17 protein-coding genes are annotated in these 20,508 nt (G+C 29.4%); 10 read left to right on the top strand and 7 right to left on the bottom strand.

Features of this window, described 5'->3' with window-relative positions; translation table 11 throughout:
• Positions 1-123: 123 nt before the first annotated feature.
• Positions 124-3,495, bottom strand: coding sequence for a CotH kinase family protein (locus ACFQ0S_RS11115; protein WP_379757685.1), 3,372 nt, complete (start codon positions 3,493-3,495; stop codon positions 124-126).
• Positions 3,496-3,779: 284 nt separating this feature from the next.
• Between ACFQ0S_RS11115 and ACFQ0S_RS11120 the strand changes: the two genes are divergently transcribed.
• The 5 genes from ACFQ0S_RS11120 to ACFQ0S_RS11140 all read left to right on the top strand — a co-directional run bounded on the left by ACFQ0S_RS11120 (position 3,780) and on the right by ACFQ0S_RS11140 (position 9,177).
• A complete protein-coding gene (locus ACFQ0S_RS11120) occupies positions 3,780-4,730 on the top strand; it encodes a glycosyltransferase family 2 protein (protein WP_379757688.1) in 951 nt (316 codons plus the stop codon).
• 120 nt (positions 4,731-4,850) lie between these two features.
• Positions 4,851-5,252 carry a methyltransferase domain-containing protein gene (locus ACFQ0S_RS11125; RefSeq protein WP_379757918.1) on the top strand — a complete coding sequence of 134 codons (402 nt, stop codon included), beginning with the start codon at positions 4,851-4,853 and terminating at the stop codon, positions 5,250-5,252.
• A gap of 237 nt (positions 5,253-5,489) precedes the next feature.
• Positions 5,490-6,797 (top strand): MATE family efflux transporter, encoded by a 1,308-nt coding sequence (locus ACFQ0S_RS11130; RefSeq protein ID WP_379757691.1) that lies wholly within the window; start codon positions 5,490-5,492, stop codon positions 6,795-6,797.
• Positions 6,798-6,845: 48 nt separating this feature from the next.
• A complete protein-coding gene (locus ACFQ0S_RS11135) occupies positions 6,846-7,919 on the top strand; it encodes a hypothetical protein (RefSeq protein WP_379757694.1) in 1,074 nt (357 codons plus the stop codon).
• Between the two features lie 454 nt (positions 7,920-8,373).
• A complete protein-coding gene (locus ACFQ0S_RS11140) occupies positions 8,374-9,177 on the top strand; it encodes an O-antigen ligase family protein (RefSeq protein ID WP_379757921.1) in 804 nt (267 codons plus the stop codon).
• Here the strand turns inward: ACFQ0S_RS11140 and ACFQ0S_RS11145 are convergent.
• Positions 9,142-10,230: a glycosyltransferase gene (locus ACFQ0S_RS11145; protein ID WP_379757697.1), complete on the bottom strand. Its 1,089-nt coding sequence runs from the start codon at positions 10,228-10,230 to the stop codon at positions 9,142-9,144. The two genes, ACFQ0S_RS11140 and ACFQ0S_RS11145, sit on opposite strands and share 36 nt — an antisense overlap.
• Before the next feature lie 366 nt (positions 10,231-10,596).
• Between ACFQ0S_RS11145 and ACFQ0S_RS11150 the strand changes: the two genes are divergently transcribed.
• A complete protein-coding gene (locus ACFQ0S_RS11150; protein WP_379757700.1) occupies positions 10,597-11,580 on the top strand; it encodes a UDP-glucuronic acid decarboxylase family protein in 984 nt (327 codons plus the stop codon).
• 1 nt (position 11,581) lies between these two features.
• The gene (locus tag ACFQ0S_RS11155; protein WP_379757703.1) at positions 11,582-12,946 is read left to right on the top strand and encodes an undecaprenyl-phosphate glucose phosphotransferase; all 1,365 of its coding nucleotides are present in this window, start codon (positions 11,582-11,584) and stop codon (positions 12,944-12,946) included.
• On the opposite strand, the gene ACFQ0S_RS11160 is transcribed toward ACFQ0S_RS11155, so the two are convergent.
• The 3 genes from ACFQ0S_RS11160 to ACFQ0S_RS11170 are packed head-to-tail and all read right to left on the bottom strand — an operon-like array spanning position 12,943 to position 16,533.
• Positions 12,943-14,127 (bottom strand): glycosyltransferase family 4 protein, encoded by a 1,185-nt coding sequence (locus ACFQ0S_RS11160; protein WP_379757705.1) that lies wholly within the window; start codon positions 14,125-14,127, stop codon positions 12,943-12,945. The two genes, ACFQ0S_RS11155 and ACFQ0S_RS11160, sit on opposite strands and share 4 nt — an antisense overlap.
• Positions 14,127-15,215 carry a non-hydrolyzing UDP-N-acetylglucosamine 2-epimerase gene (gene wecB / locus ACFQ0S_RS11165; RefSeq protein ID WP_379757708.1) on the bottom strand — a complete coding sequence of 363 codons (1,089 nt, stop codon included), beginning with the start codon at positions 15,213-15,215 and terminating at the stop codon, positions 14,127-14,129. The genes ACFQ0S_RS11160 and wecB overlap by 1 nt, the downstream gene beginning before the upstream one ends.
• Before the next feature lie 4 nt (positions 15,216-15,219).
• Positions 15,220-16,533, bottom strand: a complete 1,314-nt coding sequence (locus ACFQ0S_RS11170) for a phenylacetate--CoA ligase family protein (protein ID WP_379757711.1) — start codon at positions 16,531-16,533, stop codon at positions 15,220-15,222.
• Positions 16,534-16,656: 123 nt separating this feature from the next.
• On the opposite strand from ACFQ0S_RS11170, the gene purD reads away from it, so the two are divergent.
• Positions 16,657-17,931, top strand: a complete 1,275-nt coding sequence (purD, locus tag ACFQ0S_RS11175; protein WP_379757714.1) for a phosphoribosylamine--glycine ligase — start codon at positions 16,657-16,659, stop codon at positions 17,929-17,931.
• On the opposite strand, the gene ACFQ0S_RS11180 is transcribed toward purD, so the two are convergent.
• Positions 17,923-18,153: a DUF6341 family protein gene (locus ACFQ0S_RS11180; RefSeq protein WP_379757717.1), complete on the bottom strand. Its 231-nt coding sequence runs from the start codon at positions 18,151-18,153 to the stop codon at positions 17,923-17,925. The genes purD and ACFQ0S_RS11180 overlap by 9 nt on opposite strands.
• 62 nt (positions 18,154-18,215) lie before the next feature.
• Here ACFQ0S_RS11180 and ACFQ0S_RS11185 point away from each other — a divergent pair, with 62 nt between their 5' ends.
• Positions 18,216-19,145, top strand: coding sequence for a DUF6427 family protein (locus tag ACFQ0S_RS11185; protein ID WP_379757720.1), 930 nt, complete (start codon positions 18,216-18,218; stop codon positions 19,143-19,145).
• On the opposite strand, the gene upp is transcribed toward ACFQ0S_RS11185, so the two are convergent.
• Positions 19,140-19,793: a uracil phosphoribosyltransferase gene (gene upp, locus ACFQ0S_RS11190; RefSeq protein WP_379757723.1), complete on the bottom strand. Its 654-nt coding sequence runs from the start codon at positions 19,791-19,793 to the stop codon at positions 19,140-19,142. The genes ACFQ0S_RS11185 and upp overlap by 6 nt on opposite strands.
• 100 nt (positions 19,794-19,893) lie before the next feature.
• On the opposite strand from upp, the gene ACFQ0S_RS11195 reads away from it, so the two are divergent.
• Positions 19,894-20,499: a DUF4254 domain-containing protein gene (locus ACFQ0S_RS11195; protein WP_379757726.1), complete on the top strand. Its 606-nt coding sequence runs from the start codon at positions 19,894-19,896 to the stop codon at positions 20,497-20,499.
• The last annotated feature ends 9 nt before the right edge of the window (positions 20,500-20,508 follow it).

The raw sequence follows: 20,508 nt of genomic DNA on the forward strand, positions 1-20,508 counted from the left end.
TACAATTATAGTAGACCAACTGTTGAATTTTAACGGTATAAAACAAATAAATCCGATAAATGGTAATATTAAAAAGAGGTTAATAGTAGTGCTATTACCTCTAATAAGAGTAGTATTAATAAATTATTTTTTAATTATTTTTTTTGTTTCTGCTTTACCATCAGAAGTTAATTGCAATAAATACAAACCTTTAGACAAGTCATTCAGATTTATTTGATTATTTTCTTCTAATTTACCCTTTTTAATCAATTTTCCGTCAATTGTAAATAAGTTAAAAGATGCATTACCGTTTATTCCAATTATATTGACAATATCAGAAAACGGGTTTGGATAAATAGAAAATTTCAATATCGTATTTTCAACAACCGCTAAAGTTACTTGGGTTCCATGTACCGCAATGTTATTAAAAGTAATTCTAGCTCCTGAGTCGGCTGTCATATTCGCTCCTGTAAATCGTAAACGAATTTTAAAATTAGCATTGTTATTTGCAGCTGTTATGGTTGCAAAATCAATATTAAATAACTGATAGGCATTCGTTAAAGGCAAGGAGTTCGAAGTCAGTCCTGATGTTATCCAAACAGGGCTTCCCGCATTGACCGAATAATCAACAACAATTGCAGTAGCATTAGTTAATTCGTTTATGGCTGCAAATGAGAATTTAATATCTTTTTGACCACTTGTAGAAAAACTAAATATCATTGTATTTTCTACACCCTCTTTTTGCAAAGGTTCTTTAATTTGCAATCCTCTCATATCACTTGTAGCAAATGGAAGATTGTTATTGGCTAAAGGAATGTAGTTGATATCTGTTGGACTGTTTCTTCTTTCCATAGAAGCTTTTCTCCAGTTTGCGACATCAGTAGAAACAAAAGGATAACCCTCTAAACACGATTGATATTGAATGACACCATCTGTTGTTCCAGTTTTATAAGTTGTGTTTAAAGTTTCAAGAGGTAAATTGTTAGCAATTGTTGAATTCATCATCCAATAGTAAATAGGCTGACTAGTAGCTATCGTTTCAGCAACAAAAACAGCAGTAACATTAAAACTTGTAGCAGATGTTACAGTAATTTCAGGATTTGTACTATCTGATGCTCCAGTCCATTTACTAAATACATATCCTGGATTAGCAATTGCTTTTAATTTAATAGGAATGTTTGAAAAATACACTCCTGACCAAGGATAAGGATTAGAAGTAATTCCATCTGTTCCTAATTGGATTTCGATGGTATTCATTTTTATATAACCATGACTTGGATTTGAAACATTTAAAGTAGCATTAATATTTGATGCTATACCAAATTTAGAGCGAATATGGTCTCTTTGTGCAGCTGGTCTTTGAGTAGCAAAACTTTTTTGAAAGTTAATAGACCAATCAAAATCATCTAAATCAGCCGGAGCTTTCCATCTAGAAATATGTTCTGGAATGGTTGGATAGATTACCGCCTTCATTTCATCCATCATAGAAATAATTCTTGATGGTAAAAACGTAGTATTCATTAAATCGGCAAAACGATTGATAAAATCATTTTTGTAAGAAGAGTTTTCTAATAATTTTCTTAATATTAATGTTGACCATGCCGGATTTGGGTATACCGGACCGTCTGATGCAGTTGCTAATTCTAAAGTATTATAGGTAACATCATCATAATAAATACCAAAAGTTCCGTCCATATCGTGAATTGCCCATCGCCATCTACCATCATTACCATAAGGCGCATTAGGAATGTAACCATTGGTTCTCTTTCTCCAAAATTCAATATTGGTTCCTGGCCAATCACCGTTTTGCAGATAAATATTTGAAATATAGTAATCACTAAAACTATCTGGGTCTAATCTGGTTTTAATATAATTATAATTTGTATCGTTTGCCAAACTATTGTTAGTAATATAGCTAATCATATTTTGATAGTCAAGATGATCACCATAAGAAGCATTATATGATTTTCCTTGGTCTTCTAAAAAATCCAATTCGGTTTTTTCAATATTGAAAGTTCTTTTAAAATAGTCATCATCATAGCGTTCACGAATGTTTAAAATTCCCCAAAACTCTCCATTTACAAAGGTAACCGTTGGTTGATAGGCTTCAGTAAGTAGATTAAGCGAACGAATTATTCTGTGGTTTAACGCATCTTTAAAAAGAGTATTATTGAAATCATTTCCTGAATTTCGAAGTATTAAACTTTCAAATTTATCATCTTTCTTGTTGCTAAAAAACTTGTAATCAATTGAATTAGCTCCATATTCTGAACGCGCATATAGTTTTAAAGACTTACTTTGAAAGGCTCTAGTTCCTCCACCGTGAATTCTAATTCCAATATCGGTATTTAAAACAGGTAACCCATTTATGAAATAAGTCATATTTGTAATTTTTTCTGTTTCAATACCCGTTCGCGTATAATTGGCATCTTCAATATAATCAGGTTCAAGTAAAGGGTTATCAATTCGCCACTTATCGAAGTCTTTTCCAGCTACATATATACCTTCATTATAGTCGAATAGTTTATTTTCATCTAGGCTTAAAGACAAAACAGGTAATGAAAATCGGTTTGCGCCCAAAGGAGAAATATAATACGTATTAGTTACCGTTTTACTATCTAAGGAGCCAGGCTTAACTAATTTTGCTCGAACAACAGTTCCTTTGTATATAGGTGAAGTAGGAATATAGTCAGGGTCAAAAGAATAAGTACTAGATATTGAGGCCAGTTTATTGGGTTGACTAGAACGATCAACAATAGCTATAGGAGCACTATATTGTAAGGTTGTAAAACTTTTTGTAAATAAAGGACCTGTTACATCTCCTGGATGTTCAGGATATTGATTTTTATAGCTGTAAGTAGTTCCTCCTAAATTCGAAGATTGGGGTTCAGAACCATCAAGTGTATATAAAATAGTTGCTCCAGGCGTGGTACTAGAAAGGGTTAAATTAAACTCAGTAGTTAAAAAACCAGATTCTTTAGAAAATGTTGGAGGACTTAAAGCTTCAGTATATCCAACCGTTCCGTTAGCTAATGCAGGTGTTACCACATTAAAAAACTTAAAATCACCTGTACCGTTGGGTAATCGCCCGTAAGATATATTTTGTAATATTACTGGAGTTGTAACTGTATTTATAGCTACTCCTGAAGCATTGGTTAAAGTAATTGTTTCGCCTGAAGAACTTAGTTTAAAATTAGTATGTAGAGGTTTTGTTGTATTAGTGCGGTTTTTGTCTGAACACCATATTAATAAATATTGACCCGCAGCAATAGTAACATTTGGGAATGTCCATTTGTATGGCAAAGTTGCATCATCGGTCAATCCAAAATTTGTTAAATTAACAGCGGTAGCACCATTGTTTCTTAGTTCAACCCAATCTTGATAACTTCCATCTTCATCTTGGTTGATTGTCGTATTTGAAGTTAAAATTTCGTTTATAACAATGCTTTGACTTACTGCAGTATTTGTAAAAAGAATTAGAAGCAAAGTAATAAAAAACGGGGACATTTTTTTCATGACTTTTTAATGTATTGATTAATAATGATGTAAAAATATATAAATAGGAATAAAACGACATATTTTATCGTTACACAGCCAAATTAGTCTACGAAATGCAATAAACCTTCAAATTTTGTATAATAAATAGCTTCTTTTCTTTTAAAATAAAATCAAGAATTAAAAAAAACAGAATAAATATTATTCTTTCATAACAAGGTTAGGATTCGATTATTTTTATAGTTTTACATTCAAAATATAGTAAACTGTTTTTAACAACAACATTAGTGTTAATAAAAAATAATTTGAACTCAATTGATATTTCCATAGTTGTTCCGCTATATAACGAAGAAGCTGTTTTTGACACTTTAATTCAGAGGCTTTCAAATGTTATTAATCAAACTGATTTTATGTGCGAAGTCATTCTGGTTAATGACGGAAGTATCGATAAAACAAACCAATTAATACTAGAAATTTGTAAAGCCGACAATCGATTTACTGGAGTACTTTTATCTAGAAATCACGGACATCAATTGGCTGTTAGTGCAGGTTTGGCAAGTGTAAGAGGAAAAAAAGGAGCTATGATTATTGATGGTGATTTGCAAGACCCACCTGAGTTAGTAGAAGAGTTTTATAAATTATTGATTCAAGGATTTGATGTAATATATGCTATCCGAAAAAACAGAAAAGAAAGTTTCTTAAAAAAGTTAGCATATCTAGCTTATTACAGATTGCAAAAAAAGATTTCCAGTTTTAATATTCCTATCGATAGTGGCGATTTCTCTATGTTAAGCAGAAGAGTTGTCGACAATATAAACAATATGCCTGAACAAAGCCGGTATTTAAGAGGAATGAGAGCTTGGGTTGGTTTTAAACAAATCGGTTTTGAATATGATCGAGACGAAAGACAAGCAGGAAATACAAAATACAGTTGGAGTAAACTTTTTGAATTGGCTTTTAACGGGTTCTTTAATTTTAGTGATTTTCCGGTGAAAATTATTACTCGACTTGGATTTTTTACAGTATTCTTTTCATTGATTTATTTTGGGTATAATATTTACAGAAGAGTTTATTACAATGACGTTCCTCAAGGATTTACAGCTACTATTTTAGCTATAATTTTATTTAGTGGTGTTCAACTTATATCTTTAGGATTAATAGGCGAATATGTTTTACGGATTTACAATCAAGTTAGAAACAGGCCCTTGTTTGTAATAGATAAAATTATTCAAGACGGAAAAGAGATTGGAGAATAAAGCATTAATTAGACCATAAAAATATAATTTATACTCAATTTTGTTCATATCAGTATTTTTATCAAGTATTCAAAAACAAATAGAAAAATTAGGAATTAAATTCATCAATAAAGAAGAGATATACCAAGCGATTATTATGATGTAATAATTTGCAATCATGTTTTAGAACAAGTGCCTAATCCAATTGAAACGCTTTCAATAATTAAATCGAAACTAAATAAAAACGGGAAAGTTGTATTAGTAATACCTTTTGAAAAAGGTAGACGATATTCAAAATTTGATATAAATGATAAAAATTATCATTTGTATTCATGGAATGTTCAAACACTAACTTATTTAGTATCTCAAATTGGGTTTAAATGTATTGAGACAAAAATATTAGATTATGGATATGACAGATTTATAGCTAGTACTATCTCAAAGTATCATTTACCAAAATTAACTTTTAACCCACTTTTTAAAATATTAAATTTTTTACGTCAATCCAAAGAAATTTTATTAGTGATAGAGAGAACCAGTTAGTTTTTCTAGAATTACACTAATTTTTTTGGGATTTAATCTATTTATATAATTATCAAAACTTTGAATTTAATTTTTTTAATTAACTAACAAAAACTTATCTTACTTTAGAAGTAAATTTTTCATAATTTTGCGTCCCTTAATTAATTTGAACACAATTTGATTTTTTTGATTATTTAAAGTTTAAATGTAACTTTTTCAAAACTCAAAAGTGCAAAAAAACACCTTAACAAGCGCAATATGTTGAAATTAATGTTTTTAAAAATAAATAAACTCAAAGAAAACCAATTTGTTTTACAGAGTTTAAAAACGATGCTTTTAAGAGTATTTGGGATTATTTTGCTTTTTGGCTTTACGCTTTATTTGACCCACAATTATGATCCAAAAATCATTGGACAATATGATTTCATAAGAACTTATTTATTAGTCTTAGGAAGTATTTGCTTATTGGGAAACGAACAATCTATACTTTACTTTACAGGACGATTGAAGAGCACAAACACAATTTGGGAGCTAAAAGCTATCTACAAAAAGATGCTTTTTATAATTTTTATGACTTGTTTTTTTGCTTTTTTTTTACTTTTAATTATTGATGAGTCAACAATTAACTCGTATTTTAACGATCCTAATTTATATATCTTACTCATTAAATCAACAGCAACTTTATTCTTTTATTCATTAACACTCCTCAACACTGAGGTTTTTAGAGCATTAGATTCAATTTATATTGCAGAACTTTTCAGAAACACATTCAAATATGCCTCTGTTATTTTTGGTTCAATTTTGTTAATTAATATCCATAAAGAAATTTATTTGGTAGATACTTTTTTAATAGGATTTATCTTTCTTGCAATTTTGTCAACATACATGATTTTTGGACTTTTTGGAAAACAAATTTCGATTAATGAGAATACTTATTCATATAAATATATACTAAAGAAGTCATATCCTATGGCAATAAGTGCAATGGCTATTTTTTTGTTGATGAGTTTTGACATTATTTTTTTAAAAAAATATTGGGGGGATAAGACTGTAGCGTTTTACACAGTTGGTATAAAAATAATGACAATAGTTGCAATGATAATTAATGTGGTAAATGTAAATATGGCAAGTAAAATTTCAGAATATTTTTCGGGCAATAATAGAGAACAGTTAATTCGAACTTTAAAAAATGCTTCAAGATTAATTTTTATTTTCACACTTCCATTTACATTTATTATATGTTTTTTCCCAACTTATATTTTAAGTTTTTTTGGAGAGGAATATATTATTGCTAAAAATTCGTTGATAATATTAATAGTTGGACAGGGTATATGTTCGTTTTTTGGTATGGCCCCTGTTTATTTAAATATGACAGGAAGACAACACGTTTTTCAAATTATACTTATTGGTTCTGTAATAATAAATTTTTTTTTAAATAGACTTTTAATACCTTATCATGGATTAACGGGTGCAGCATTTGCGTTTTCAACAAGTATGATTTTTTGGAATTTTACCTCAGCATTATTTATTTATTATAAAGATAAAATTATTGTGTTTTTAAATTAATTTTTTTATTTAATATTATGACTCCAAAAATTTGTAAAATTTAATAATATGAAAATTCTAATAAAAGAAAATAAATTGTTCTTTTTATGCTTATTTATTATTAATTTGCTTGTTGGTGTTTTGGCTTATTTTGTCTTACCAGATAAGTTTTTTTATGATGCAAAAACAATAATTTCTCATGATTATAGTGAGTTAAGCTCTTCAGGAAGCTATGGATTTGCCTGCTTATTTTACAAAATAACGGGATTAAAATATCTTTCATATCCAATAGTAGCAATAATACAATATCCGATTGTTGTTTACATTTTGTACAAAATTGGTATTCCATATAATTTTCAAAAAATTAATGTGAAAAATGTATTGGTATATATCGCATTTTTTATGATGGCTATTTTTATTTCGATGCCCTCAAAAGAGTTTATCACTTTTACTTATTTGTCAATAATTATATTTCTTTATCAATCAGATAGTATAACTTTAAGTAAAAAGATTGTATTTTCCTTATTGATTCTCGCTTTTTTTGGTGTTTTTTTTCGTTCTTATTTTTTGTTGATACCAATAATTTCAATAGGAATGTATGCTTTAACTTATTTAAAATTAAAAAATAAAGCTTTAAAATCAGTAGTATATGGAATTTTCATTGCTGTTTTGATGTCTTTAAGTGTTGGAATTTTAAGCGGAAAGAATTTTTCACAAAGTTCAAGAGATGCAGTAAACTCTGAAAGAATGAATTCTAAAGACGCTAATTCAATGATTCAATCTCCTGTTAAGACTGATACATGGTATGGAGAAACCATTAGTATTATTTACGGTTTTATTGCAGTAAACCTTCCTCTAGAAGGCTTTAAACATATTTTTTCACCACAAATTATAGCTTTTATTATTTGGCAACTTTTATTATTTTATATTCTTTTTGTTCGACTTTCAATTTGCTTGAATGATAGACACAAGCACCCCCTTTTGTTATGGACATTATTAATTTTATTTTCTTATTTTATAGTTCAAGGGGTTTTTGAACCAGATTTAGGAACAGCGACTCGCCATAAAATAGGTGTATTTCCGTTAATTTATTTTGCTTTATATTATGAACATTTCAGAAAAGAGCTTCAACAAAATATTTAATTTTTTCATAATCATTATTGCTACAACAATGATTTTTAGGAAACCTTGTACTTGGTTAATAGTTTCATTTGTAATATTCAACTTGTTTTTTTTTAAAAAATTAGAATACTCTAAAAAATATTTACCCTTAATTACAATTATTGCTTCTCCTTTTTTATTAGAGATACTTCTTTTTTGGAAAAATGATTCTTATTTATTAGGAATAAAATCATTAGAAAAAAGTATTTCATTAATAATTTTCCCTTTGTTTATAATTGGTAATTTTCAACGTATTCAATTCAATAAAATCTGTCGAGTTTATGCGATTATAACAACATATATAATTCTTTTTTTCTTTTTCCGGTTTTTGTTTTTTTTTCCAGAATTAATCAGTAAATACGTTAAAGGGATTGATTTATGGGAAATGGGATATCAATTTACCAACAGTTTTGGCATTCACGCACCAGCATTAAATATGCATTTGGCATTTGCGAGTATTATTAATCTCTATTTTATTTTTTACTCTTTTCAAAAAAAAGAAAAAATAATTTTTAGTACATTAAATATAATTACGTTTGCTTTTTCTTTCTTTCTGATTCTCTTTGTTAATACTCGCTTAGCTTTATTTAATGCTTTATTCGGTTTCGGATTAATCTTTTTTTATGAAATAATTAAAAAATATAATTTTAGAATTGTAATAGGAATACTAGTTGTTTTATCTATTTCGTTAACTTCGATCTTTTATGTTTATGTGCAAAAAAACCCGTACATGAAAGAGAAATATTACAAAGTAACATTTGCCCATATGGATAAAGTAGGAAAACTTGATGAAATAGAAAACCCAGAAGCAGAGGTTTATAATTCATTTGTTACCAGACTATCAATTTGGAAATCTGCATGGGAATTATCCTTAAATAACCTTCCTTTCGGAGTTGGTGCTTCAGATGGTAAACCGGAATTATTTAAATACTTTAGGCAAACAAATCAAAAATTTCTGGCTAAATATGATTTTCCAACCCACAATCAGTATATCGATTATTTTTTAAAGTTTGGAATATTAGGCGTACTAATAATTTTAATGTTCTTTTATAATTTAGCCTATTTAGGATTTAGTACTAAAAGTCCAATTATAATTTCTTTTTTCTTTCTCTTTTTTCTTTCCAATATTACAGACGATTATTTAATTCGTTTTGATGGAATTGCTTTTTGTGGATTATGGATATCAATTTTTGGATGCTATTGGTTACAACGAAAAAGATTGTCTGTAAATACTAGCTAAATATCTAAAATTTTTGTTCTTATCAAATAATTCAATGCATCTATTTAAAGCATTTTTTCCAAAAACAGCTCTGTTTTTATCTTCTTTTAGAAATTCTAAAAATGAATCTATCTCTTCAATTGTATCGAAAAGAAATCCAGTTTCATTGTGAACAACAACATCTTTATTTCCTATAATATTGGTTGCCAAAACAGGTTTTTCTAAAGCCATTGCCTCTAAAACAGCTATTGGTAGTCCTTCCCAAAGTGAAGTTTGTATATAAATATCAATTGCATTGAGTTCTGTCAAAACTTTTCTCTTCTCAAGCATCCAACCTGTAATGCGAATGTTGGGAGCTGTTATTTCATGATTTAGTTCACCGTCTCCAATCCAAACAAAATTAATTTCAGGATATTTATTAGCAATTGCATTGAAAAGGCTAGGATTTCTCGCAAATGTTATTCTTCCAACAATACCTATCGTTAGTATTTCATTTCTCCTTTTGATAAAATTTTCTCTCACAGAGTTAATATCAATACCATTTCTAACTAATACAGATTTACCTATGCTTGCGGCAATTTCATATTCGGTATCCCCACAGGCAATAGTTTCCCCACCAAAAAATAATTGAAAATATTTTTCAATTATCCAATACATTTTTTTACTAAAATCAGAAATATCTGTTCTCAAAAATGCATAACCATGTGGAGTATAAAAAATTTTTTTCTTTTTAAACAATAAAAAACATGCGATTCTTCCTAAAACTCCAGCTTTAGAGGAATGAAGATGAATAATGTCGGGGTTTAATTTCTTGAGTTCTTTAGTTAATTTTATAATCGATTTTAAATCTTGAAAAGGAGAAAAATGTCTAACCATATTAAGTTCAAGAAGAGAAACGCCTTTTGAGAATTCATTTCTCGTTCTTTCAGAATCCACTTCTTTTCTATTACTACTATAAATAATAGTTGTCTCAATAGTTTTATTAATTTCATTGTCTCCAAAAAAAAAGGATAAATCTTTGAAATAAGTGTTAACTCCTCCCGCTAAAGCTTCTACAATATGAACAACCTTCAAAACAATTAAATTTATTTTTGTAAAAATATGTAAAATGAAATTAAGAACAACTTTAAATTTCAAACAATCCTTGTAAAATAAAATATTAAAATCCTTTAAAATTTCTATTAGAAATTACAAAAATGTATTAAAGTAATTAAATATAAAATAATTAAGTGATTTTCCTTTTGGAATTCTAATGATAAGTTTATTTTTGGCAAAATATTTCTATAAGTTATAAATGGAATTACTTGAGGTAATAATAGATTTTTACAATTTAAAAAAAACAGTACCATAAAGAAAAAAATTTATTCTCAAAATTAAAAGTTAATATTTATATAATAAAAACATAATTTTTTCGTTATTATAATTGCCAAACAAACAGACATGAAAAGAATACTTATTACTGGAGCAGCAGGTTTTTTAGGATCACATTTGTGCGACCGTTTTATTGCCGAAGGTTATTTTGTAATAGGAATGGACAATCTCATTACGGGCGACTTAAAAAACATAGAACATTTGTTTAAACTCAAGAATTTTGAGTTCTATCATCATGATATTACCAAGTTCGTTCATGTGCCAGGAGATTTAGATTATATTCTGCATTTTGCATCACCAGCAAGTCCTATCGATTATTTAAAAATCCCCATCCAAACCTTAAAGGTAGGTTCATTGGGAACGCATAATCTTTTAGGTTTAGCTCGGGTAAAAAAAGCTAGAATCTTAATTGCATCTACCTCTGAAGTATATGGAGATCCCTTGGTGCATCCACAAACCGAAGAATATTACGGAAATGTAAATACTATTGGGCCTAGAGGTGTATATGATGAGGCGAAACGTTTTCAAGAATCTATAACCATGGCTTATCATACTTTTCATAGTGTAGAAACAAGAATCGTTAGAATTTTTAATACCTATGGACCAAGAATGCGATTGAATGACGGAAGGGTAATTCCAGCTTTTATAGGTCAAGCTTTACGTGGAGAAGATTTAACTATTTTTGGTGATGGTATGCAAACGCGCTCTTTTTGCTATGTGGATGATCAAGTAGAAGGCATTTATAGATTACTTCATTCCGATTATGTATATCCAGTAAACATAGGCAATCCTGATGAAATTACCATAAAGGATTTTGCAGATGAAATAATAAAGTTAACCGGAACCAATCAAAAAGTGGTATATCATCCTTTACCTACAAATGACCCTCTACAAAGACAACCCGATACAACAAAAGCAAAAGCATTATTAGGATGGGAAGCAAAAGTCTCAAGAAGTGAAGGAATGAAAATAACGTATGAGTATTTTAAATCATTGTCAACCGAAGCACTTTTAAAAGAAGAACACAAAGACTTTACAGGATACATTCATTAGTATGACTTCAGGGACAGGAAGATATTCTAAATATATTAGACCAATAAGTATTTTTTTCGACTTATTGGTTATAACTATTTTATGTTTGTTTTTTTTTAAAGAATTAAACTTAAACGCTTTGTATTATCTAGTATATCAAACGCTAGTTTGGGCAATTATTGCTTTTTTAATACAATTTTATGGTATTTATCGATTTACAACTCCAGTCGAAATTGCTTCTAAAATTTTAAAACAAGGCGTATTGTTTTTATTGGTAATTATTGCTTTTTTTCCGTTTTCAAAAACCGTTTTATTTAGTGGTAAAGCGATAGCCTATTTTATGGTTACTAGTTTTATATTAATTACCATTTTTAAATTTTTACTTTTTTACTATTTAAAGAAATATAGAGTTGTAACAGGAAGTAATTACAGAAGTGCCATAATTATTGGATACACTCCAGAATCGATTCGATTAAAACAACTTTTTGAAACAAGAGTAGATTATGGATATCGATTTTTAGGTTTTTTTTCAGATAAAAAGGCAAATAATAATATAAAAGGCAAACTTGAAAATGTCAAATCTTACGTTATGGATAATGGGGTGGATGAAATTTACTGTTCTTTAAACGAAATTACTAATGAGCAGTTAAAAGATTTTGTAGATTTTGCTGACGAAAATCGTAAAACAATAAAATTTATTCCAGACACTAAAGAAATTTTTGCAAAAAATTTAAAAATAGATTATTACGAGATGTTTCCCGTATTATCCATACAAAAAACAACACTTCATGACCCCATAACTAAAGCGTTTAAACGAGTTTTCGACATTTGCTTTTCATTGATTGTTATTTTTGGTTTGCTTTCTTGGCTTGTTCCATTATTAGCTATTTTAATTAAATTAGAATCACGTGGCCCAATTTTCTTTAAACAAGGACGACCTGGAATAGATGAAAAGGAGTTTTTTTGTTATAAATTTCGATCTATGCATATTAATAAAACTACTGAAAAAGAAGCTTCTAAAAATGATCCGCGAGTTACTAAAATGGGGCGATTCATGCGAAAAACAAGTATAGATGAAATGCCACAATTTATGAATGTTTTACTCGGTGAGATGTCTGTTGTGGGCCCAAGACCCCATCTATGGTCACAAAATAAAACCTATGGCAACAGAATAAATAAATATATGATGCGTCATTATGTAAAACCAGGCATTACAGGACTAGCACAAGTAAAAGGGTTTCGGGGTGAAATAGAGACTGACGAAGATATGGTTAATAGGATTAAATACGATGTTTTTTATATAGAAAACTGGTCAATAATTTTAGATATAAAAATAATTTTACAAACCGTTTTTAATATTTTTAAAGGTGAAGAAAAGGCCTATTAAAACACTTTTTTTTCTATCAAATTCTTAATTTGAAGACTGAGATTAAAATGTGATTTAGATTGTTCAAAAATTTCGGTTTTCATCAATTGAATATTCGGCTTTTTCATTTCAGAAATTTCTTCTAAAACAGCATTTAAAGCAATATGGTTTTCTACTTCTGCAACCCAGCCTAAATGATTTTCGTTAACAATCGTTTCCCCTTCTCCTCCTCCAAAATAGAGTATAGGAATCCCTAAAGCACTATATTCAAATATTTTTGAAGGTACTGAACCATAAATTCTCGATTTTAAAGGAACGAGTGCAACATCAAATGTGGTTAGTTTTGAAATTAAATCATTACGTTCTAACATACCGTGAAAAACAATTTTTTTTGACGGATTGTTTTTTATGTAGTTTTCAATTTGGACTTTTTCTGCTCCTTCTCCAAAAATGTGAAATTCAATGTTGAGATGTTCTAAATTAATTTTTTCACAGACTTCTAAAAGGCCTTGAGCTATTCCTAATAATCCTGCATAAAATAACTTAATCGTATAGTTTTCAGTAGTTTTTAATTCAAAATTTTGTAATTTATGATCAGGATAATTGCGATATAAATGACATTCTTTATTAGGGAAAAGGTGATGAATATGGGTAATAATTTCATTAGATTGACCTAAAATTACTGTAGCCTTTTTGTAAATGAATCGTTCAAAAAACAGGGATATTTTATGCGAAAATGAATTCACTTCCAAAGCTTTTAATTCTATTGCTGCTAACGGCCAAAGATCAGAAATATTTAGAATTATTTTTTTCCGCTTAAAAGAAAGAATTAAAACACTAATAAACGAAAGCAACAATGGTGGTGATTGTATCACAACTTTTTTAGGTGTTTTTTTCAGCAACAAATAAAAAAATAATCCAACTGAAAATGATAAAACAGATAGAATTCGAATAAAAATTCCAGCACTATTACTCGGAAAAATCCAAAGTCGTTTGACTCGAATATTTTGCAGGTTTTCTTCAACAAAAAACTTCCCTCTGTATTCTGGAAACAAAATGCCTTTTGGATAATTGGCGAGTGGACAAAGTACAGATACCGCATAATTATTTTGATGTAATTTTAAAGCCAATTGCTCAATTCTATTAGCTGCGGCACCTTTTTCGGGAGGATAATAATTAGTTATAATTAATAGTTCTTCCATTATAGTTTTTCTAATAAAATAGAAATAATTCGTTCAGCTGCTTTTCCGTCCCAAAGCTCTGGGATTCCGCTTTTTCGTTTCCCGTTTTCTAGAAATGAGCTATAAGTTTCTTGTAGCTTTTCTATTGAAACCCCAACTAATGTATTGGTTCCTATAGATTGTGTTTCGGGTCTTTCGGTATTTTCTCTTAATGTAAAGCAAGGAATTTCCAAAACGGTCGTTTCTTCAGAAATTCCTCCTGAGTCTGTAATGACTGCAAACGAATTTTTAACTAAGTACATAAATGCCAAATAGCCTTGTGGCTCAACAAAAAGTATATTTTTAAACTCTAAAACTGATGTTCCAAGTATTGCTTTTGTTCGTGGATGAATAGGGAAAACTACTTTTTTGTCTTTAGCCAAAATATCGATTCCCAACAATAATTTATTCAATGATTGTTCTTCATCTACATTTGATGGACGATGCAAGGTTAGGATAATATATTTTTCAGTTTCTAATTGATGCTCTTCCCAAAAATCAGGCTTTGTAATTCTATGCAAATTTTGATATAAAGTATCAATCATTACATTACCCACAAAATGAATTTTAGATGCTTCTGTACCATATTTTATAAGATTTTCACTAGCCCAAGTTGAGGTGGTAAAAAAATAATCAGAAATGCTATCCGTTACGATTCGGTTTATTTCTTCAGGCATAGTAATATCTCCAGAACGAATTCCTGCTTCAACGTGTGCTACTTTAATGTTTAGTTTTTTAGCCACGATGGCACAAGCCATAGTCGAATTGACATCTCCAACAACAAGAACTAAATCACAAAAATTTTCTAATAATTCTTCTTCAAAAGCAACCATTATTGCTGCCGTTTGAACAGATTGTGATCCGCTTTTGACGTTTAAATTGCAGTTGGGTTCAGGAATATTGAGCTCTTCGAAAAAAGTAGCGCTCAAGTTTTTATCATAGTGCTGACCAGTATGGACTAATCGAAAAGAAATGGTCACCCCTTCATTTTTCTTTTTCTCAATCGCTTTTATAATAGGAGCAATTTTAATAAAATTTGGGCGCGCGCCAGCAACTATTGTAATTTTCATATTTCTATTTTACTAATGAAACGAACTGTTTCAATTTTCCACTAACACCTCTTTCTAAAATTCCTTTTCTAGTAAAAACATATTTCAAATTAGATTCTAAGTAGTCTGAAAATACCTTTTCAATAGTTTTTATTTCTGCTTTTTTTAGAGGCATTTCACTTGTATATTGAATTTCAAAAGTATCTGTTTTTGTTTGTATTATGACAAATTCTTTTACATTTCCGTCATCTCCAAATAATTTTTTGGTTATAGAATAGAATGTCATTCCAGGACAAGTCTTGCCGCTTGGTAAAATAGCAATATCATTAGTACGGCCAGTTAATTTTTTAAGAATAGGCTTTTTAAGGGTACTTTTTTCGTCTAAAATACCATAATCACCTACTTCATAACGAATAAAAGGATGTGCTTTATTATAGAGATTTGTTATCACAATTCGCCCTTCTTTTCCGTATGGTAGAGGTTGGTCATTTTCGTCTAAAATCTCTACAAACAAAGTTTCGGCATTTACTTGCCATTCGTTTTCGGGGTTTTGAAAAGCAATAATATCCAATTCAGCAGCTCCATATTCGTTTATTATAGGAACGCCAAGATATTCCTCCAATAAGAGTTTATCTTCTTCAAATAGCATTTCAGAAGTGACAATACATGCTTTTAGTGTAGGGCATATTTTAGTTAATACAAGACGTCTTTTTTTTAAGTGCTTAGCCAATAAAACAATTGAACTTGTATATCCGTTGATGTAATCGAATTTCTTTTTCTTAAAAACTTTAATAATTTCTTCTAAGCCTATAAAGGATAAATCAAATATGTTAAAACGATATCTTCTACTGAAAAAGTCCTTAATGCGCAATTTTTTATTGGCTATAAAGTTTAAAGGCATACCATAAAATCGAGCTTGAAACGAACGGTTGCAATCTATATCATACCAAGCAAAGCGTCTCATGATATTTGCCCAAATTATAGCATGACATAATTTGTCTTTGGCAAAAACTAATGGGTCACCACTAGATCCTGATGTTGAGTTAATATAAATGTTTCTTTTAGAAAACCCTTTTGAAAGCCTTTCTTTTAAAGGCCTTTGAAAATCGATTTTTTTTAGTATGGGTAAATCTTCCCATTTTTCGAAAGTAGATTTCCCAACAAAATTTTGGTAAAACAAATTATTATCCAAATGAAATTTTACAATTTCAGACTTTCTAGCCGATAAAAAATCAGCGTAATCTTCTTCTGAAACAGCCAAAATTTGATTTAGTTTTTCTTTTGCTTTCTCAATTGGAAAGCCATTTAATTTTAAAGAAAGAGTAAAAAGCTTAAACACCTAGGTTAATTTTTATACAAAAGTAATACATAGCTACAACTATCAATCAACAAATTTTTAAAAATTGTTATTGATTACGTCTAAAAGCGATTATTTTTGCATTTCACAACTTACTACAAAACAATGACAATTTTATTACTTGGTTCAGGAGGAAGAGAACATGCTTTTGCCTGGAAAATGCTTCAAAGTTCACTTTGTACAAAACTATTTGTTGCTCCTGGAAACGCTGGTACAGAATCTATTGCAACAAATGTAAATATTAGTCCAACTGATTTCGATTCAATAAAGACATTTGTACTACAGGAAAAAATTGAAATGGTAGTTGTTGGTCCAGAAGACCCATTAGTAAAAGGAATTTTCGATTTTTTCGCAAATGATAATGATTTAAAAAACATTCCAGTTATTGGACCTTCTAAAAAAGGATCGCAATTAGAGGGAAGCAAAGAGTTTGCTAAAGAGTTTTTAGTAAAACATAGAATTCCAACAGCAGCTTACGATAGTTTTACTAAAGAAACTGTAGAAAAAGGTTGTCGTTTTCTAGAAACATTACAACCTCCATACGTTTTAAAAGCCGATGGATTGGCAGCAGGAAAAGGCGTTTTAATTATTCAGGATTTAGCGGAAGCTAAGGATGAATTAAGAAATATGCTTGTGAATGAAAAGTTCGGAGAGGCAAGTTCAAAAGTGGTAATCGAAGAGTTTTTAGACGGTATTGAATTGAGTTGTTTTGTTTTAACAGATGGGAAAAGCTATAAAATTTTACCAACCGCTAAAGATTATAAACGTATTGGTGAAGGTGATACCGGATTAAATACTGGGGGAATGGGAGCCATTTCACCAGTGCCCTTTGCTGATGACATTTTATTAGAAAAAATAGAAACTAGAATTGTAAAACCAACTATTGAGGGATTGCAAAAGGACGGAATAGTTTATAAAGGGTTTGTGTTTATTGGTCTTATCAACGTAAAAGGAGAGCCAATTGTTATTGAATACAATGTACGAATGGGAGATCCAGAGACAGAGGTAGTAATACCAAGATTAAAATCGGATTTGGTTGAATTGTTTGTGGCTGTGGCTAATGAAAAACTAGATGAAGTTTCCTTAGAAATTGATTCTAGAAGTGCAACAACTATAGTTTTGGTTTCAGGCGGTTATCCGGAAGATTTTGAAAAAGGTAAAGTAATTTCAGGTATCGAAAATGTTACAGATTCAATCGTATTTCATGCTGGGACAAAAGCCGATAATGAATTTGTCGTGAGCAATGGTGGGAGAGTTTTAGCCGTAACTTCTTATGGAAATGATTTTCAGGAAGCCATAAAAAAATCGTATCAAAACATAGAAAAGCTACATTTTGATACGATGTATTTTAGAAAAGATATTGGCTTTGACTTACTTTAAGAAAGAATGCGCCGTTGTATCTTGGTTTTCTTCGTTGTTTTCCTCGTGTAATTTCAATTGTTGAATCCAATAAACCATGGCAACAGTACAAATAATCATAAAAATCCAATTGATGCCATTAGCTAAAAACCAATGTTCTAGTTCAAGTTTTCTTAAATAGTCTTGAGGAATAAAAAAGATATTCTCAAATAACCACTGTATTCCTTCAAAAAATGCTCTCATAATTTTAAAATTATTTTTAAACAAGTATTATATTTACATTTACAAAAGTATAAAATATCCTTATGTTTACAAGTCTTTTTCGAAAATCTACTCCATTAAATTATTCAATAGTAATTTTAGGGGTGGTTTTATTCTATTTTTTGGTTCAAATTCACTTTGTAACCAATGTATTTACAAGCATAAATGCGATAGAAAAAATAGTTTTGTTGGCAATCATTTTTGGCTCTATTTTTACAACAAATTTTATTGTTAAGAAAAACGGATTGAGCAAAGACAGTGCCTATACCGTTTTTTTTTACTTTTTATTGCTATTGTTTTTTCCAAATGTTTGGAATAATAAAAGTTTATTATTATCTAATTTTTTTATCTTATTGGCTATTCGACGATTAGTTTCATTGCAATCATTAAAAACTCCAAAGGAAAAAATTTTCGACGCTTCTTTATGGGTTTTTGTCGCGGCAATGTTTCATTTCTGGAGTATTATTTATATTATTTTGGTATTTATTGCTATTCTTTTTCATGCTGCAAGAGATTATAGAAATTGGTTTTTACCATTTATAGCCTTTTTTACATCATGTTCTGTTTTTGTATTGTTTGCTTTAATATTTGATAAGAGTTGGATTAGTCAATTGCTTTCTGACACTACAGTAAATTATAAAATTGACTATTTTGTTAAACCCTCACAAAATCTGGCTTTGTCGGTTTACACAACTATTGGTTTGTATTTTGTGCTGTCGCTTTTAATGTCAATGTCTAAGAGACCTTTAATGCTACACACTTCATATAAAAAAGTGCTGTGGGCTTTTTTTTTAGGAATAGCAGTTTTTATAGTATCCACAAATAAAAGCAATGACTTATTAGTGTTTACAGTTGCTCCTTTAGCTGTTATGATAACAAGTTATATAGAAATGGCACAAATAAAATGGCAAAAAGAAATCATTATCGCTTTTTTAATTATAAGCGGATTTATCGCTTTTTTTTATCAATTATAATTTATTTCCGTAAGCCAAGTCTCCAGCATCTCCTAAACCAGGAATAATATAATTTTTATCATTTAGTTTTTCATCTAAAGTGGCAACCCACAAATGACAGTGGTCTGGCAGATGATTTTTAAGATAAGCAATACCTTCTGGCGCAGCGATAATAACAGCAATGTGAATTTCTTTTGGCAATCCTTTTTGCATTAATTTTTCATAAACCGCAACTATAGATTGACCAGTAGCTAACATCGGGTCTATTAGTAATAATGTTTTATTTTCTATGTTAGGAACGGCTTGATATTCTACTAAGATATCAAAAAAAGCATCATTATTAGGATGGTGTCTATAGGCAGAAACAAAACCGTTTTCAGCATTATCAAAATAATTTAAAAAACCTAAATGCAAAGGCAATCCCGCTCTAAGAATAGAACACAACACCAATTTATCTGAAATCTCTGTAGTTTTTTTAATTCCAAGTGGTGTTTGAATTTCTACATCAGAATAATGTAAATCTTTACTAAGTTCATACGCCATCACTTCACCAATACGCTCTACATTTCTTCGAAAACGCATGCTGTCATGTTGAATGTTTACATTTCTAATTTGTCCCAAAAAATGATTGAGAATACTGTTTTCGTCTGATAAGTAATGTATTTGCATAATTCGAATATAAGATTATTTATTTACTTTTTTATAGTAAAAGTTTTTTATAAACTATAAAAGTATAAAAAGTATCTTTGTCTTTTTAATAATTAAAGATATGTTTTCAAAATTAGCTTATTCTGTATTTGAACAAAGTATTCAAGATTATCATCAATTTGATGATGTTAATCAACCCATTAACAATCCTTTTCCGAAAGATAAGTTCGAACATTTACTATATCTAAAAAACTGGATTGATACTGTGCAATGGCATTATGAGGATATTATTCGCGATCCGAATATAGATCCGGTTGCCGCGTTAACTTTGAAAAGAAAAATCGATGCTTCGAATCAAGAACGTACTGATATGGTTGAATATATTGATGGTTATTTTCTAAACAAATACAGCACGGTAAAAGTAAAAGATACTGCAAAAATTAATTCTGAAAGTCCAGCTTGGGCATTTGATAGATTATCAATATTGGCTTTAAAAATTTACCACATGAATGAAGAAGCTACTCGCGCAGAAGCTACTCAAGATCATAGAGATAAATGCCAAGCCAAATTAAATATTCTTTTAGAGCAAAGAACCGATTTGTCTATAGCTATTGATGATTTATTAAATGATATTGAAAACGGTGACAAATTCATGAAAGTGTACAAGCAAATGAAAATGTACAATGATGACGAGTTAAATCCTGTTTTGTATCAGAATAAGAAATAATTTTATTTG

This window comes from Flavobacterium myungsuense, from assembly GCF_042677265.1.
Classification (GTDB): Bacteria; Bacteroidota; Bacteroidia; order Flavobacteriales; family Flavobacteriaceae; genus Flavobacterium; species Flavobacterium myungsuense.

What these genes read in the sequence shown, in the direction of transcription:
- ACFQ0S_RS11115 (WP_379757685.1), bottom strand. Translation starts at nt 3,495, where the DNA reads ATGAAAAAAATGTCCCCGTTTTTTATTACTTTGCTTCTAATTCTTTTT.
- ACFQ0S_RS11130 (WP_379757691.1), top strand. Translation starts at nt 5,490, where the DNA reads ATGTTGAAATTAATGTTTTTAAAAATAAATAAACTCAAAGAAAACCAA.
- ACFQ0S_RS11135 (WP_379757694.1), top strand. Translation starts at nt 6,846, where the DNA reads ATGAAAATTCTAATAAAAGAAAATAAATTGTTCTTTTTATGCTTATTT.
- ACFQ0S_RS11140 (WP_379757921.1), top strand. Translation starts at nt 8,374, where the DNA reads ATGCATTTGGCATTTGCGAGTATTATTAATCTCTATTTTATTTTTTAC.
- ACFQ0S_RS11150 (WP_379757700.1), top strand. Translation starts at nt 10,597, where the DNA reads ATGAAAAGAATACTTATTACTGGAGCAGCAGGTTTTTTAGGATCACAT.
- ACFQ0S_RS11155 (WP_379757703.1), top strand. Translation starts at nt 11,582, where the DNA reads ATGACTTCAGGGACAGGAAGATATTCTAAATATATTAGACCAATAAGT.
- ACFQ0S_RS11160 (WP_379757705.1), bottom strand. Translation starts at nt 14,127, where the DNA reads ATGGAAGAACTATTAATTATAACTAATTATTATCCTCCCGAAAAAGGT.
- wecB (WP_379757708.1), bottom strand. Translation starts at nt 15,215, where the DNA reads ATGAAAATTACAATAGTTGCTGGCGCGCGCCCAAATTTTATTAAAATT.
- purD (WP_379757714.1), top strand. Translation starts at nt 16,657, where the DNA reads ATGACAATTTTATTACTTGGTTCAGGAGGAAGAGAACATGCTTTTGCC.
- ACFQ0S_RS11180 (WP_379757717.1), bottom strand. Translation starts at nt 18,153, where the DNA reads ATGAGAGCATTTTTTGAAGGAATACAGTGGTTATTTGAGAATATCTTT.
- ACFQ0S_RS11185 (WP_379757720.1), top strand. Translation starts at nt 18,216, where the DNA reads ATGTTTACAAGTCTTTTTCGAAAATCTACTCCATTAAATTATTCAATA.
- upp (WP_379757723.1), bottom strand. Translation starts at nt 19,793, where the DNA reads ATGCAAATACATTACTTATCAGACGAAAACAGTATTCTCAATCATTTT.
- ACFQ0S_RS11195 (WP_379757726.1), top strand. Translation starts at nt 19,894, where the DNA reads ATGTTTTCAAAATTAGCTTATTCTGTATTTGAACAAAGTATTCAAGAT.